Annotated in this window: 9 protein-coding genes; 5 read left to right on the forward strand and 4 right to left on the reverse strand. The window is 62.9% G+C overall.

Features of this window, described 5'->3' with window-relative positions; all coding sequences use genetic code 11:
• Window position 1: 1 nt before the first annotated feature.
• From ACWNRM_RS07825 to ACWNRM_RS07835, 3 genes are all read right to left on the reverse strand, one after another.
• Entirely contained in the window at window positions 2-1,774 is a 1,773-nt protein-coding gene (locus ACWNRM_RS07825; RefSeq protein WP_485170343.1) for an ABC transporter ATP-binding protein, read from the reverse strand.
• An 81-nt stretch (window positions 1,775-1,855) separates the two neighbouring features.
• Window positions 1,856-3,127, reverse strand: coding sequence for a CCA tRNA nucleotidyltransferase (locus ACWNRM_RS07830; RefSeq protein ID WP_485170284.1), 1,272 nt, complete (start codon window positions 3,125-3,127; stop codon window positions 1,856-1,858).
• A gap of 69 nt (window positions 3,128-3,196) precedes the next feature.
• Entirely contained in the window at window positions 3,197-3,796 is a 600-nt protein-coding gene (locus ACWNRM_RS07835) for a DUF1285 domain-containing protein (protein WP_485170344.1), read from the reverse strand.
• Window positions 3,797-4,017: 221 nt separating this feature from the next.
• Here ACWNRM_RS07835 and ACWNRM_RS07840 point away from each other — a divergent pair, with 221 nt between their 5' ends.
• The 5 genes from ACWNRM_RS07840 (at window position 4,018) to ACWNRM_RS07860 (ending at window position 11,544) form a co-directional block, all read left to right on the forward strand.
• Complete coding sequence (locus ACWNRM_RS07840; protein ID WP_485170285.1) at window positions 4,018-5,046, forward strand: AAA family ATPase; 1,029 nt, start codon at window positions 4,018-4,020, stop codon at window positions 5,044-5,046.
• A 2-nt stretch (window positions 5,047-5,048) separates the two neighbouring features.
• Entirely contained in the window at window positions 5,049-5,984 is a 936-nt protein-coding gene (locus tag ACWNRM_RS07845) for a DUF58 domain-containing protein (protein WP_485170286.1), read from the forward strand.
• Window positions 5,981-8,794 (forward strand): DUF4159 domain-containing protein, encoded by a 2,814-nt coding sequence (locus tag ACWNRM_RS07850; protein ID WP_485170287.1) that lies wholly within the window; start codon window positions 5,981-5,983, stop codon window positions 8,792-8,794. The genes ACWNRM_RS07845 and ACWNRM_RS07850 overlap by 4 nt, the downstream gene beginning before the upstream one ends.
• Window positions 8,791-10,860: a glutamine amidotransferase gene (locus tag ACWNRM_RS07855; RefSeq protein ID WP_485170288.1), complete on the forward strand. Its 2,070-nt coding sequence runs from the start codon at window positions 8,791-8,793 to the stop codon at window positions 10,858-10,860. The genes ACWNRM_RS07850 and ACWNRM_RS07855 overlap by 4 nt, the downstream gene beginning before the upstream one ends.
• A gap of 90 nt (window positions 10,861-10,950) precedes the next feature.
• Entirely contained in the window at window positions 10,951-11,544 is a 594-nt protein-coding gene (locus ACWNRM_RS07860) for an ankyrin repeat domain-containing protein (protein ID WP_485170345.1), read from the forward strand.
• Between the two features lie 177 nt (window positions 11,545-11,721).
• Here ACWNRM_RS07860 and ACWNRM_RS07865 read toward each other — a convergent pair whose 3' ends face one another.
• Complete coding sequence (locus ACWNRM_RS07865; RefSeq protein WP_485170289.1) at window positions 11,722-13,962, reverse strand: beta-glucosidase; 2,241 nt, start codon at window positions 13,960-13,962, stop codon at window positions 11,722-11,724.
• Between the last annotated feature and the right edge of the window lie 79 nt (window positions 13,963-14,041).

Consider the following 14,041-nt stretch of genomic DNA (forward strand, 5'->3'; position numbering starts at 1 on the left):
TTCAGGGGGCGTCGATAATCTCAAGCGTGACAGTTTCCGGCACAACCTCCGGTGCAGCCTCAACCAGATCGAGCGACTGGTTGCGCACGAGGCGGGCATAGAGTCCGCCCTGCGCCTGCAACTCGGCATGGGTGCCCATCTCAACGGCCGCGCCTTCGCTCATGACAATGATCAGGTCCGCACTTTTAACTGTCGACAGACGATGCGCCACAATGATGGTGGTACGGTCACGGCGCAGATCGGCCAATGTGGCCTGGACCTTGGCTTCGCTTTCTGAATCCAGCGCGCTTGTCGCTTCATCCAGCAGCAGCAGACGCGGATCACGCAGCAGCGCGCGCGCCAGCGCCACACGTTGCCTTTGCCCCCCCGAAAGACGCTGACCACCTGGGCCAACCCGTGTATCGAGCCCCTGCGGCAGGGTGTCGGCAAAATCGACTGCCGCCGCAAGGGCAGCCGCCTCGACTTCTGCACGGCTGGCCGTGGGGCGACCGATGCGAATATTTTCAAGCACGGACATGTCGAAAAGCGTGGTGTCCTGGCTCACATAGGCAATGGCGTCGCGCAACTCGGACAGCTTCAGATCACGCAGATCCACCCCGTCGAGCAGAATCCGCCCCGCACTGACATCATGCAATCTCGGGATGAGCGACAATGCCGTGGATTTACCGGCCCCTGACGGCCCGACCAGTGCCACCGTCCAGCCGGGTCGCACATCAAAACTCAGGCCACGCAAACCCGTGCGACCATCGGGATAGACAAACCCGGCCTGATCGAACACCAGGCGCCCTCGCCCCGGCGGCAGGAGACGCGCATCCGTGCGTTCGGCCACAGCTGGCGGCTCGTCAATGACTGAAAAAACGCGCTCCAGCCCACCGAGACCTTCCTGCAGCGCCGCATTGAGCGACCCAAGGGCGCGCAAGGGGCGCGAAGCCGCAAAAAGAGCGGCGATGAAGGCCGTAAAATCGCCCAGCGTCGCGCCACCCATCGCGGCACGCCAGCCGGCGAAACCGAGCACCGCAGCAATAGCCGTGCCCCCCAGCACCTCAAGCACAGGATCGACACGCGCCCGCCCGCGTGAAATCCGCCAGAAGGCGTTGTGCAGCAGATCCAGCGACCCATCCACACGTCGTGCTTCGCTATCCTCCATACGATACACGCGCACCTGACGGGCCAGCGCAAAGCTCTCATTGAGCAATGTCGCCGTCTCACCGATCTGCTCCTGCATACCCCCCGAGGCGCGACGGACACGCTTGCCAAGTTTCTGTATCGGCACGGCAGCCACCGGATAAAGCACGAGCGCGATCAGGCTCAGCTCCCAGTCGGTATAGATCATGGAGGCAACAAGCCCGACCACGGTCACGACATCTCCCAGCGCATTGACGGCGCGGATCATGGCCTCACGGATCGAGACCGCATCGGTGGTAAAGCGAGCGGCCCACTGCGCGGGTGCTTCCTTTTCGATACGGGCGATATCGGCTGTGAGGGCATGACCGAACATGCGTGACTGCAAACCGCGTATGACAATCAGAACGAGCCCCTGCACAGACAGGGTCTGACCATATTGCGTGGCCGCCTTGAGCCCCGTCACCAGCACCACCAGAGCAGGAACCTGATAGAGGATGCGAGGGTCGTGCACCGCAAACATATCCACTGCGCGCTTGATGACGAGCGGATACAAAGCCGTCAGCCCGGCGGTCAGAACCGTGAGCACCACGACGGCGGCCAGCCGCCCGACATGATGACGGACTTCCTCGCGCCAGATCCGGAAGATCATCTGACGTCCCTGCGTCCCTTGCGGGTCGATACGTCGCAAGGGGGTCGGGGCTGCAGGCTGCGCTGTTTTCATCCCTGCGGTTTACCCCCCTGCGCCCTGCGACGAAAGAGGCAGGCGCGTTTTCAGTTCGGCGAGACAGGCCACCCGGTCAGGCAGGCAGCCCTGGCTGCGCCACCAGGCCGCCAGATGGGCGAGCGTCTCCCCTATTGCCGGTCCTGGCCGTACACCGGCAGCCATCACATCACGCCCGGCCAGCGGGAAGACCGGGCGCTCAAGCTGTGCGAGCCTGCCTCTCAATGTGTTCCATGCTTGCGAAGAGACATCGGCTATCCCCTCGGCCTGTGCAAACCAGCTGCGGTCAGTCAATGTCTGCCGGTCATGACAGGACAGCAGCATGCGAAGCTCATGGTCACCCAATGAGGGGGCGAGGATCAACGGGTTCTGTGTTTCATACCCTTGTGCGTCGAAACCATGCAGCAGGGTGGACGGGCTCATACGGGCAAGGCGCTGCGCCTGTTTGCCCGACAGCCGAAGCCGCTCGGCCAGATCCGGCGTATCCGCAAGCAGCCCAAGACGCAGGATTCCGTCGGGCGGCACATCGGTATCGAGTGCGCGGGCCAGACGCGGCAAGTCTGCCGAAGGCAGGAGGCGAGGCAGGATACCGGTATCGGCCATCAGATGCAGGCTGCGCATGAGATTGGGTCCTGTGAGAATACGCAGTATCTCGCTGGTCACACGCTCGGCGGAGAGCCCATCAATCAGGGCAGCATGGCTGGTGATTGCCCGTATCGCTTCCGCATCGGGTCGATCCTGCGGACCGGTGCCCCCGAAACGCGCCTGAAAACGGAAGAACCGCAGGATACGCAGCGCATCTTCCTCAATGCGTCGGGCGGCATCGCCCACAAAGCGCACATGATGCGTCGCGAGGTCCTCAAGCCCCCCGAAATAATCATGAATATCGCCATGACGGTCACAGAAGAGCGCATTGATCGTGAAATCGCGTCGCGCTGCGTCCTCCTGCCAGTCTGTCGTCCAGGCAACATCGGCATGACGTCCGTTCGTTTGCACGTCACGCCGCAATGTCGTGATTTCATAGGGCACATGATCGATCAGCGCTGTGACGGTGCCATGAGCCAGTCCGGTCGGTATCGTCTTGATCCCCGCCGTTTCACACAGGACCTGAACCATCTCAGGGGGCTCCGGGGTTGCCAGATCGAGATCATGCACCGCATCACGCCCAATGAGCAGATCACGCACTGACCCACCAACGAGACGCGCTTGCGGCAGAATACGCCAGAGGCGGTCGAGGCCCGAACGATCAGGCAGTTTGTCGAGAAGGCTCAGATGAGACACGGCTGTTGATCAGATTCCGGAACAGAAGAAAAAACGGCTCTCGTGCCCGCCGCCCCACGCCAAGCCCAGTCAGGGCATGGGGGCCAGCGGGAAGAAGCGATTATGACTCCATACGCCCATGCAGGGGCGGCAGCCAACATGACCGGGCACAGCAAGGGCCACGAGTTCATAATAGACCGGGCGCGACAGCCGGGCGAGCACGGGCTGGTCGCCCTCGCCGCGACGGACCTGAACATAGGGTATGGCCGCGCAATCTTCCGATGGCGGATGATCCCAATCGACAATCAGGGGATGGGCGGGCCCAACGCAAAGCAGCTCATCCATATTGGTGCGCAGGCACAGATTTTGCTGACGGCCACAGCCGCCACGAAAATCGAGTTCCCGCACGATGAACGGGGCATCTTCCACCTGTATGACACCTGACTCGGTGGGCGTTCTGAGCCAGAACTGCCCCTGGGCGTCACGTGTCAGCATGGAGCCAAACAGACACAGCATTTCCTTGCGACGTATGGGCGAGCCCCGATACAGCCACGTCCCGTCGCGTCGGATGACAAAAGGCAGGGCACGGGGGGTCTGCTCGCCCCCTATCCTTTCCAGCGGGGCAAGCCCGATATCGGACGCGCCCGGGCCCGCAATCCCTTCCGCTCGCATCGCGTTGGCATGATCCATGCCGGAAGGAACAAAACCAGCGGATGACCGGCCCTCGCAACCTGCACGGGTCGGGAACCCGGCTTCATGAGTCGCAGAACGCTCTGCGCCGTCTGTCGCCTGTTTAACCACGCCGTCCTTCAAGGTTCTCTCCGCTCACGGTCCAAAAAATCTGGTCTCCTGCTGCAAGTTGGGTCGTCTTATGGCTTGATGAAACCCCCGGAACTGTCAGATTGGCAAATATGAGCCAGAACGATCACTCTTCCTTCCCCGCCGGATACCGCCCGGATGAAAACCCGGCTGATCTCGCTTATGTCGAGCAACTGACCGCCCAGCTGGGTGCCGTCAGGCAGGCCATAAGCCAGGTTGTTCTTGGTCAGCGCGATGTCATCGACCGTCTGCTGGTCACGATCCTCTCCGGGGGTCACGCGCTTTTGATCGGCGCACCGGGCCTCGGCAAGACGCTTCTTGTCAGTACCGCAGCCCGCGTTCTGGGGCTCGATACACGTCGCGTGCAGTTCACGCCGGATCTGATGCCTTCGGACATTACGGGCAGTGATATTCTCGACGAGGACGAAAACGGCCGTCGTTTCTTCCGCTTCGTCCGCGGGCCAATCTTCACACAGCTTCTCCTGGCCGATGAAATCAACCGTGCCAGCCCGCGGACGCAATCCGCCCTGCTTCAGGCCATGCAGGAATATGAAGTGGCCCAGGCAGGCACAAATCACCCTCTGCCTCGCCCTTTCCATGTTCTCGCAACACAGAACCCCATCGAGCAGGAAGGCACCTACCCCCTGCCTGAAGCCCAGCTCGACCGCTTCATGCTGCGTATTGCACTCACCTTCCCTGAGCGCGATGCCGAGCGCGACATGCTGCTCCAGACGACTGGTGCCGTAACAGCCAGCGCCCCGACCCTTCTCACCCCGGCCGATCTGATCGAGGCGCAATCCCTGGTGCGGCGTCTGCCCGTAGGGGAAAAAGTCCTCGAAGCCATCCTGACCCTCGTGCGCGGTCTGCGCCCCGAGACAGCCTACAAGCCCGAGATCGGCACGTCGCTGCTCTACGGGCCGGGCCCGCGCGCGGCGCAGGCGCTCATGCTGACCTGCCGTGCGCAGGCACTTCTCGATGGGCGTCTGGCGCCCAGCCTCGATGATGTGGCGGAACTGGCAGAGCCGGTTCTTGCTCATCGTATGGCGCTGAGCTTCCCCGCGCGCGCCGCGGGACAGAAGGTGGAAGCGCTGATTGCCTCGGCTGTCGAGGCGCTTCTCTGATCGTGAGCGGTTTCTTCGGCAAATGGCGGCGTAGCGAGGCAAAGCCATCTCCCGCTGCGCAGGCCGGGTCATACCCGGAGGCGGAAGCCCTCCTCCCGTCTCTGGTCATCGAGGCAGAGCGCATTGGGCGGCAGTTGCGTGCTGGCGTGCATCATCAGCACCGCGCTGGCGCAGGTGAAGATTTCTGGCAATACCGCCCGGCCCATGACCATGAACCGGCGCATCGTATCGACTGGCGTCAGTCCGCCCGCAGCGACCAGCTCTGGGTCCGTGAGCGTGAGGCCGAAGGGGCGCAGATCCTCTCCCTCTGGTGCGACCCTTCGCCCTCGATGAACTGGCGCTCACGCCCCGAATTGCCGCTCAAGACCACGCAGGCCCAGCTTGCCACTCTGGCGCTGGCCTCCGCCGCGCTGCATGGTGGCGAGCGCGTGACGCTGCTCAATGGGCCAGAACAAGGTCGCTCCGTCAGTGGGCCTCACTCCCTCTCCCGCCTCGGGCAGAATCTGGCGTTTGCCGCCTCGACGCCCCTGCCCCAGCTCGACACGCTGCGCGCCTATGGGCAGCTCGTTCTGGTCAGTGATTTCCTGATGCCCCCCGAAACCCTGGACCGGATCCTGCGCGATATTGCAGCCCGACCAGCCCGTACGGAGCTTCTCTGCATCCTCGACCCCGCCGAGCGAAGCCTGCCTTACGCGGGACGGATCAGCTTTGACAGCCTTGAGGATGAGGGACAGCTTGTTCTGCCAGCGGTCCAAACTCTGGCGGAGCCCTATGAACGTGCCATGCAGGCCCATCTCGATCAGCTGGCGACCCTGGCCGAGGCGCATCGCGCCGGCTTTACCCTTCATCATACGGACCAGCCGCTCATGCCCGCCCTTCTGGGCCTGCATGCAAGGTTGAGCGGGGGCCATACGAGCGGGGGAAGCCTGCGTCCATGATCTTCCTGACCCCCCTTGCCCTGGCGGGGCTGATCGCTCTGCCCCTGCTTTACTGGCTGGTGAAGGCGACCCCACCGCCGCCGAAGGATCTGGCTTATCCCTCGCTCCAGATCCTGCGCCGCCTGCAAGCCAGAAACACCGATACGGCGCGTTCACCGCTCTGGTTGCTCCTGCTGCGCCTACTCGCCGTTGCCCTGCTTGTCCTCGGTCTGGCGCAGCCCGTCTGGCTGGGGCGCGAGGTCAGCGCTGGCGGTGGGCATGATCTGGTTCTGGTGCTCGATAATGGCTGGGCCGCCGTGCCGCATTGGCAGGAGCGCATTCGCGCAGCGCGCAGCCTGGCCGAGCGCAGCTTTCGCGCAGGACACGCCGTCACGCTGGTTCTGACTGCCCCCGACCCTGATGGTGCGTCCCCTTCTCCCTTCACCACACGCGATCGCCCGCGTTTCGAGGAGCGTCTTCTTGCCCTAGCCCCGCATTCATGGCCCACGGATCATGGCCACACAGCGAGCCAGATCGATACCCTGAGCCACAGCCCTGCCCTGACGCCTTCCGATCTGGTCTTCATTTCGGACGGCGTGGCGACAGGCGGCGATACGAGCCTTGCGAGGGCGCTCGCCAGCTTCAATGGCACGGTGAGTGACATGCGCTGGCCGGGCTGCGACACGATGATGCTGAGCGTTCATCGCGCTGCCGACAATAATTTCACCGCGACCACAAGCGGGTTGTCCTGCCCCGCTACAGCATCGGGCGGACTGCAAATCAGGGCACGGTCGGAAAATGGTGGCACGCTCGGTATCTTCCCGCTGCCCTCCGGTCAGACCACGCCGCTGAACCTGCCTCTGCCCCCGCTTCTGCGTAATCGCGCCGCCCGCTTCGTGCTTGAACGCGATGCAACGCCTCTCCCCGGTCCCGCCGCCATTGCCCTGCTCGATGCAGGCGAGCACCGGCATCCGGTCGGTCTGCTCACCCCCGGCACGCAGGATACCCCACTGACGGGACAGGGCTTCTTTCTGTCTCAGGCCATCAGCCAGGTGGGTGAATTGCACCGTGGCGCTGCTGATGACCTGCTGCGAGGGAAGCTCTCGGTACTGATCGCGACAGATGGCACCCTCGCCGATGAGCAGACACGCCAGCGTGTGGCAGAATGGGTTCGTCATGGTGGGGTGCTGATCCGTTTCGCCGGCCCCGTTCTGGCGGCCGATGCACAGGCCAGCGCGCATGATATGGCGCGTACCCTGTTGCCGGTGCCACTCATGAGCGGCATGCGCCAGCTTGGCGGCCCGATGTCGTGGGGCAAGCCACAGGTACTTGCCGCCTTTGCCGAGCATTCTCCCTTCGAGGGCTTGCCCCTGCCCCATGAGGTGACGGTGACACGACAGGTTCTGGCTGAACCCACCGCCGATCTCGGTGCGCATGTCTGGGCCCGACTGAGTGACGGAACCCCTCTGGTGACGGCAAGCCCCTTCGGACAGGGAGAGCTGGTCCTGTTCCACGTTACCGGCACCGCAGACTGGTCGAGCCTACCACTGTCTGGCCTGTTTCCTGCCATGCTTGAACGTCTGGTTGGGCGCTCGCTCGGCCAGCAGAACGAGACGGCCCTGCGCCAGCTTGTTCCATTCACCATGCTCGATGCCAATGGCCAGCTTGTTCCGCCGCCCGAAGCCGCCCGCCCCCTCGACGTGGGCACACTTGCCACAACGCAACCCGACGCCCAGCACCCGCCTGGTTACTATGGTCCGCATCTGTCGCGACGGGCCTTCAATCTGGGCGATCATCTGCCCCCGATCGCAGCAGCGCCTCTGATGGGGCGCAGCCTGACGCCCGACCATGTCTCGCCCGACCGGCCTCTTGCGCCGTGGCTTCTGGGCATGGCTCTGGTGATGCTGTTGGCTGACTGCCTTGTGGCATTGTGGCTGCGTGGGCTGTTGGGGGGCGGCCAGAGTCAGGGTCAGGGCCATGCCGGAAGCAGAAACCGCACTGGCGCGAAAGGCGCAGGGATCACCCTGTCAGCACTGATCCTGCTCAGCACTGTGTATGCCTCTCCGGCGACCGCGCAGGAAGATGACGAGAGCCCGAAACATGCCGGGGTAACCCACGGCGTCGTTCCCGGTGCCGCGCTTGAAACACGGCTTGGCTATGTGCTGACGGGTCATGACGATATCGACGAGGCCTCCCGTGAGGGTCTGCAAGGCCTGTCCAACTACGCGTCCGATCGCTCATCCGCCGTGATGGGCCATCCAGACGGGCTGGTCCCCGGCAAGGACGATCTTGCCTATTACCCCCTGATCTATTGGCCCATCACCGACGATGTGCAGGAGGACTCCAGACGTTCTGCGGCCCTCAACAGCTTCATGGCGCATGGCGGTATTCTCATGCTCGACACACAGGGCACGGGCTCCGATCTTTCCACGCAGGATGAAGGGCAGATGCGCTCGGCCCTGCGGCGCGCCACAGCAGGTCTGGTGGTACCGCCGCTGTCAAAGCTCGATGATCATCACGTCCTTGCCCACAGCTTTTACCTGCTGCACGATTTTCCCGGTCGCGTTCAGGGCCTTCCTGTTTGGGTGGCCCGCAGCGGCGATGACAGCAATGACGATGTCAGCCCCATTATTATCGGTGCCGGTGACTGGGCTCATGCCTGGGCGATGGATGCCCAGGGCAACACCCCCTACGCCGTGATCCCCGGTGGTGACGAGCAGCGCACACAGGCCTATCGCTTTGGCGTCAATCTGCTGCTCTATGCCCTGACCGGCAATTACAAGGCCGACCAGATGCGCGTGCCCGAACTCCTGAAGAGGATGGAGCAATGATCCATCTCACCTTCATGCCGCTCCTGCCTTTCTGGCTGCTGACAGGTTCTGCCGCGCTGGTTGTGGTGGTCGGTGCCTATGCGCTTTTTCGTGGCGCACCGGGCAGTGTGCCACGCCTGCTCGCGCTTCTCCTTGTGCTGTTCTGGCTGAGCGGCCCACGGCTGAGCCGGCCATTTTTCGAGGCTGCCCCGCAGGATGTGATGCTGGTGGTGGATCATTCGCCGTCCATGGCCCTGCATGGCCGCGTTGACAGCGCGGACAAGGCTGCCCGCGCACTGCAACAGGCAGCCCACGACATTCCCGGCCTGACGCTGCATGTTGTCGATGTATCGGGCGGTTCAGACCATGGCACACGCCTTTTCGATGCCATTGCCCATGCCGATCTACCACCGGGACGATTCAGCGGTGCCATCATGGTCACTGACGGCATGGTGCATGACATCCCGTCAGCACTGCCTCCGCTTTTCACGCGCGATGGCAAGACCCTGCCGCTCCACGTCCTGCTCACGGGCAAGGGCGAGGAAACGGATCGGCGCCTGCGCGTATTGCAGGCCCCCCCCTATGCCCTTGTCGGCAAGGAGGCGCAGCTGCGCGTCGTTGTGGATGATCTCGGTGTAACAGGCAGGCAGCCTGTCACCCTCACCGTACATCAGGGTGATGAGTCGCCCCGCCATATCGACGCCCTGTCGGGCGAACCCATCAATATTACCGTGGCCGTGCGGCACCCCGGCGAGACACTGGTTACCCTCGATGCCTCGCCATTGGCCGGGGAGGTCAGTACACGCAACAACAGCACCATCGTGCGCATCAATGGCGTGCGCGACCGGTTGAAGGTGCTTCTGGTTTCAGGAACGCCCAATCAGGGTGAGCGTGTCTGGCGCAGGCTGCTGAAGGCCGATCCCTCGGTCGATCTGGTGCACTTCACCATTCTGCGTCCGCCCGACAAGGATGACGGCACTCCGCTTTCCGATCTCGCCCTGATTCCGTTCCCTATCAAGGAGCTGTTTCAGGACCGTATCAAGCAGTTCGACCTGATCATTCTGGACGGGTTCCACAATGCCGGAATCCTGCCGCAGGATTATCTTGCCAATATTGCGGATTACGTGCGCGAGGGCGGCGGATTGCTGCTGACTGCCGGACCGGAATTCACCGAGGACGGCACACTTCAGGACACGCCTCTTGCCGATATCCTGCCTGCCCATGTGCCTGGTGATGGTGTGATCAGGGAGCGTTTCGTTCCGCAGCTCACGCCATCGGGCAAGCGCCACCCGGTGACGGCGGGCCTGTCGACCAATTGGGGACCCTGGTATCGGGCGCTGGCCTCCGATCGCGTCAAGGGCACCCCCCTGCTGACCGGGCCGGAGCAACAGCCACTTCTGGTGCTCGATACGGTACAGAAAGGGCGCGTGGCGCTGCTGCTTTCCGATCAGCTCTGGCTCTGGTCACGCGGCGAGGGCGGCGGCGGCCCGCAGGCGGAATTGCTCAAACGTCTGTCGCACTGGCTCATGAAGGAGCCGGACCTGGAAGAGAACCAGCTGCGTGCGACAATTGGCGAGGATAGCCTGCACGTCGAACGTCACAGTGACAGCGAGCATCTGTCGGGGCCTGCCATGATCACGGCACCCGATGGGCGCACCTTCCCCCTGATGCTCAAGCCGTCGGGCAATGGCGTATTCGAGGCCCGTTATCCCGTCACGGATCAGGATGGGCTCTGGACCATCCGGCAGGATGGTCTCACCGCCTTTGCGGCGCAGGCCAGCCGCAACCCGATCGAGGATACCGATCTGCGCGCCACTGCCCTGCGCCTCTCGCCTCTGGCGAAAGAGTCACATGGAGCTGTCCTCTGGCTTGGCCCTGATACCGCCACCCCTGCGATCAGGCAGATTGCCGATACCAGTCACGATGCAGCCATGTCTGGCGCGGGGTGGATCGGTTTTCCACGCCAGATGGTGCCTGTTGCCTCGTCGAGCCGTATGACCGAGATTGCGCCTTCCTGGCTCGTGCTGGGCGGAGTTCTGGCACTTCTTTTTCTGGGCTGGTGGCGCGAAGGGCGGCTTCGCCGCTGATAGGGAGTCGCCAGCTTGTTAACGATCACATATAGTCAACTCATGCGCCACTCGAGACGTCACATGAATGTCCCACGATTCTTTCCCCTGATGCTGACGGCTGCCCTTGCGGCAACGCCAGTCCTCTTCGTTCCCTGGCATGCTGCGCATGCGCAGTCTGCCGACGATGCAGAAGCGGAACAGGAGGCCGAAGAGGCGCAGAAGAAGGCTGAGGCCCGTCGGGCCGCCAAGGCGGCAGCGCCGCCTTCCGCCCTGCCTGGCGCTGACTCACAGGAATCAGATGCGGGCCACGCCAATGCGGACCTGAACCCGACCGACGCCCTGTTCGATGCCATCAATCGCGGCTCGCTCAATGCGGCGAAGGAAGCTCTCAACCGCGGTGCGGACATGAATGCCAAGAACGTCCTGTTCCAGACTCCGCTGGACATGGCGATCGACCTCAACCGCAAGGATATCATGTTTCTGCTGCTGTCGATGCGGACCTATGGCGATGACAGCCGATTCGCTGCAGAAACGACCCACTCGCAGATCGAAACCGATGCCAAGGGCAACGGGCACCTGACCATCAAGGGCAAGGGTCGCAAGGGGACCTCGGCTGTGGCCGCATCCACCAAGCCGCGTTTCGATGTTTCCGGAGGCCAGGCCCAGCCGGATATCGGGTTCCTCGGCTTCGGCGGTCGCTGAAAGCTTCCTGCCCCCGCCTCGACGAGCCTCTGCACCAGACGATCCTCTGGTCGAGCGTACGAACTGCAAAAAGCGTATCGGTCTCCCGATACGCTTTTTTTTGCGACTACCCTCATGCCAGCAGGGAAACAAAGCCGGATATCTCATCCGGCTCCCACCCTCACCCGCGCCTGAGCATCAATCAATCGCCGCCTCATGGCGCAAGGGACGGACCCATTCATCGAGCGTCAGGCTTTGTCCGGCAATCGGGGTCATCGCGTCACGACGCAGATCGAAACGATAGCGCCCCGCCTTGCGCACCCAGTTCTCTCCCTCGACCCGCGCCAGCAGACGCGGTTCCAGCGACACCTGCACCTCCTCCGTCTCGCCCGGTGCGAGCATGATCTTGGCAAATCCCACAAGGCGGGGCTGGAACGAGGGATCATCTTCGAGGGTGGCATAGATCTGCACGACTTCTGCCCCGGAGACGGGCCCGGTATTGGTGACGGGCAAGCGCGCCACGAGTGCCTGCGGGTTGATCGTCACATCACCGTGGTCGAAATGCGTATAGCTCAGGCCAAACCCGAAGGGATATGCGACAGGCTTCCCGGTCCGTGAGAACCAGCGATATCCTGTATCGGCACCCTCAATCGCGTAGTCGCGATGCACAATCGGTTTGTCCACGGGCTCACCGGGATTGGAGATGACCGTCTGCGGATCGATCTGTCCGGGGCGCGGCAGATCGCTCTCACTCAGGGGAATGGTGAAGGGCAGACGTCCCGAGGGACTGACGCGCCCGAACAGGATGGACGCCATTGCCTCTCCCCCGCCAGACCCTGCGTAGAATGCGTGCAGGATAGCAGGCACCTTATCACGCCAGGGCATAAGAACCGGGCCGCCGGTTTCAAGCACCACGACCGTGTGGGCATTGGCCGCCGCCACACGCTCGATCAGGCGTTCCTGCTCACCGGGCAGCGAAAGCCCCTGCACATCCTGCCCTTCGGTGCGCCACAGCTCCGCGAAAATGACCACGATATCCGCTGCCGCTGCCAGACCGGCCGCACGGTCGATATCCTGACCGTCATCACAACCCAGATGCGCCTGCGGCGCTGCAGCGGCGATGGCCCGCATGGGAGAGGAAGGATGATAGACTTTTTCCAGCGGCACACCGGCAAAAGTCGCGCCCTCCATCTGCAGGCTGCCCTTCGGTGTGACCGAGGACGAACCACCTCCTGAAAGAACACCCTGATCAGCGCGGGCACCGATCAGCAGAATATTCTGAGCCGTAGCCCTGAGCGGCAATAGCGCGTTTTCGTTGCGCAGCAGGACAATACCGCCCTCGGCGGCACGCTGGGCGATCCGTTTATGCGCCTCAAAATCGATGTTCCCACCCGGCTCGGCAGGATCGTCAATGGCTCCCACGGCGAAGAGACTGCGCAGCTGTCTCTGGATTGACTGATCAAGACGCGCCTGTGGCACCTCACCAGAGGTTATTGCCTCGTCCAGCAGCGCACCAAAGAACGGCTTGGGGTCAATATTGGCGCCGGATTGCACATCGAGCCCTGCCGTAATGGCCTTGACGGTGGTGTGGGTGGCTCCCCAGTCCGACATGACCCAGCCACGATAGCCCCAGTCCCGACGCAGCACCTCGCTGAGCAAAAAGGTATTTTCTGACGCCCAATGGCCGTTGACGAGATTATAGCCAGGCATGACGGCGCCTGGGCTGCCGATCTCGATGGCAATCTCGAACGCCAGAAGGTCGCTCTCCCGCAGGGCTGCCTCATCGATATCCGAGCTGATCATCACCCGACCGGTTTCCTCGGGGTTGATCGCATAATGCTTGATGGTCGAGACCACCTTCTGTGACTGGATTCCCTCAATGGACGCACCCGCGATCTGACCGGTCAGCAGGGGATCTTCAGATATATATTCGAAAATGCGCCCCCCGCGTGGTTCGCGCACGAGATTGGCACCCCCACCGAGCACGACATTGAACCCCTTCGCGCGTCCTTCGCACCCAACCACGCGGCCCGTCTCGCGGGCAAGCTCAGGGTCAAAAGAGGCACCGAGCATGAGGGACGATGGCAGCGCCGTGGCGTTGTCATTGGGGCGGACATTATTGAGGTTGCCTATGCCCAGGCTTGCATCGCTCTGCTGCTGCGCCGGAATACCCAGCTCTGGCATCGCCGGAAAATAACCGGCAGAACCGATAGCGCCTTCGGGTTTGCTCTCATCGCCAATCGGGATTGCCATCGGGCCGGCCATCCATGACATCTTTTGCGCATGGCTCATGGCTTTGGTGGCCGCACGGGCGCGCGTATCAGGGTCCAGCGTCGGGTCGAGCCACAATGGCCTGCTCTCTCTCGACCCTTTGCCCGTGTCAGTGCCAGTGCCAGTGCCAGTGCCCTGGGTATCTGCGCGGGATGTCGTCGTATCCATGATCGATATCTGCCTCATCATCTTCAGCGGATACTCGCAGGACGGAAAACGCGCACACCCTCCCTGATGGATCGGCATT

This window comes from Asaia sp. A2 (assembly GCF_057319415.1).

Bases quoted from the DNA above. Each gene is read 5' to 3' on its own strand.
- ACWNRM_RS07840 (WP_485170285.1), top strand. From the start codon at position 4,018: ATGAGCCAGAACGATCACTCTTCCTTCCCCGCCGGATACCGCCCGGAT.
- ACWNRM_RS07835 (WP_485170344.1), bottom strand. From the start codon at position 3,796: ATGGATCATGCCAACGCGATGCGAGCGGAAGGGATTGCGGGCCCGGGC.
- ACWNRM_RS07865 (WP_485170289.1), bottom strand. From the start codon at position 13,962: ATGGATACGACGACATCCCGCGCAGATACCCAGGGCACTGGCACTGGC.
- ACWNRM_RS07860 (WP_485170345.1), top strand. From the start codon at position 10,951: ATGCTGACGGCTGCCCTTGCGGCAACGCCAGTCCTCTTCGTTCCCTGG.
- ACWNRM_RS07825 (WP_485170343.1), bottom strand. From the start codon at position 1,774: ATGATCTTCCGGATCTGGCGCGAGGAAGTCCGTCATCATGTCGGGCGG.
- ACWNRM_RS07855 (WP_485170288.1), top strand. From the start codon at position 8,791: ATGATCCATCTCACCTTCATGCCGCTCCTGCCTTTCTGGCTGCTGACA.
- ACWNRM_RS07850 (WP_485170287.1), top strand. From the start codon at position 5,981: ATGATCTTCCTGACCCCCCTTGCCCTGGCGGGGCTGATCGCTCTGCCC.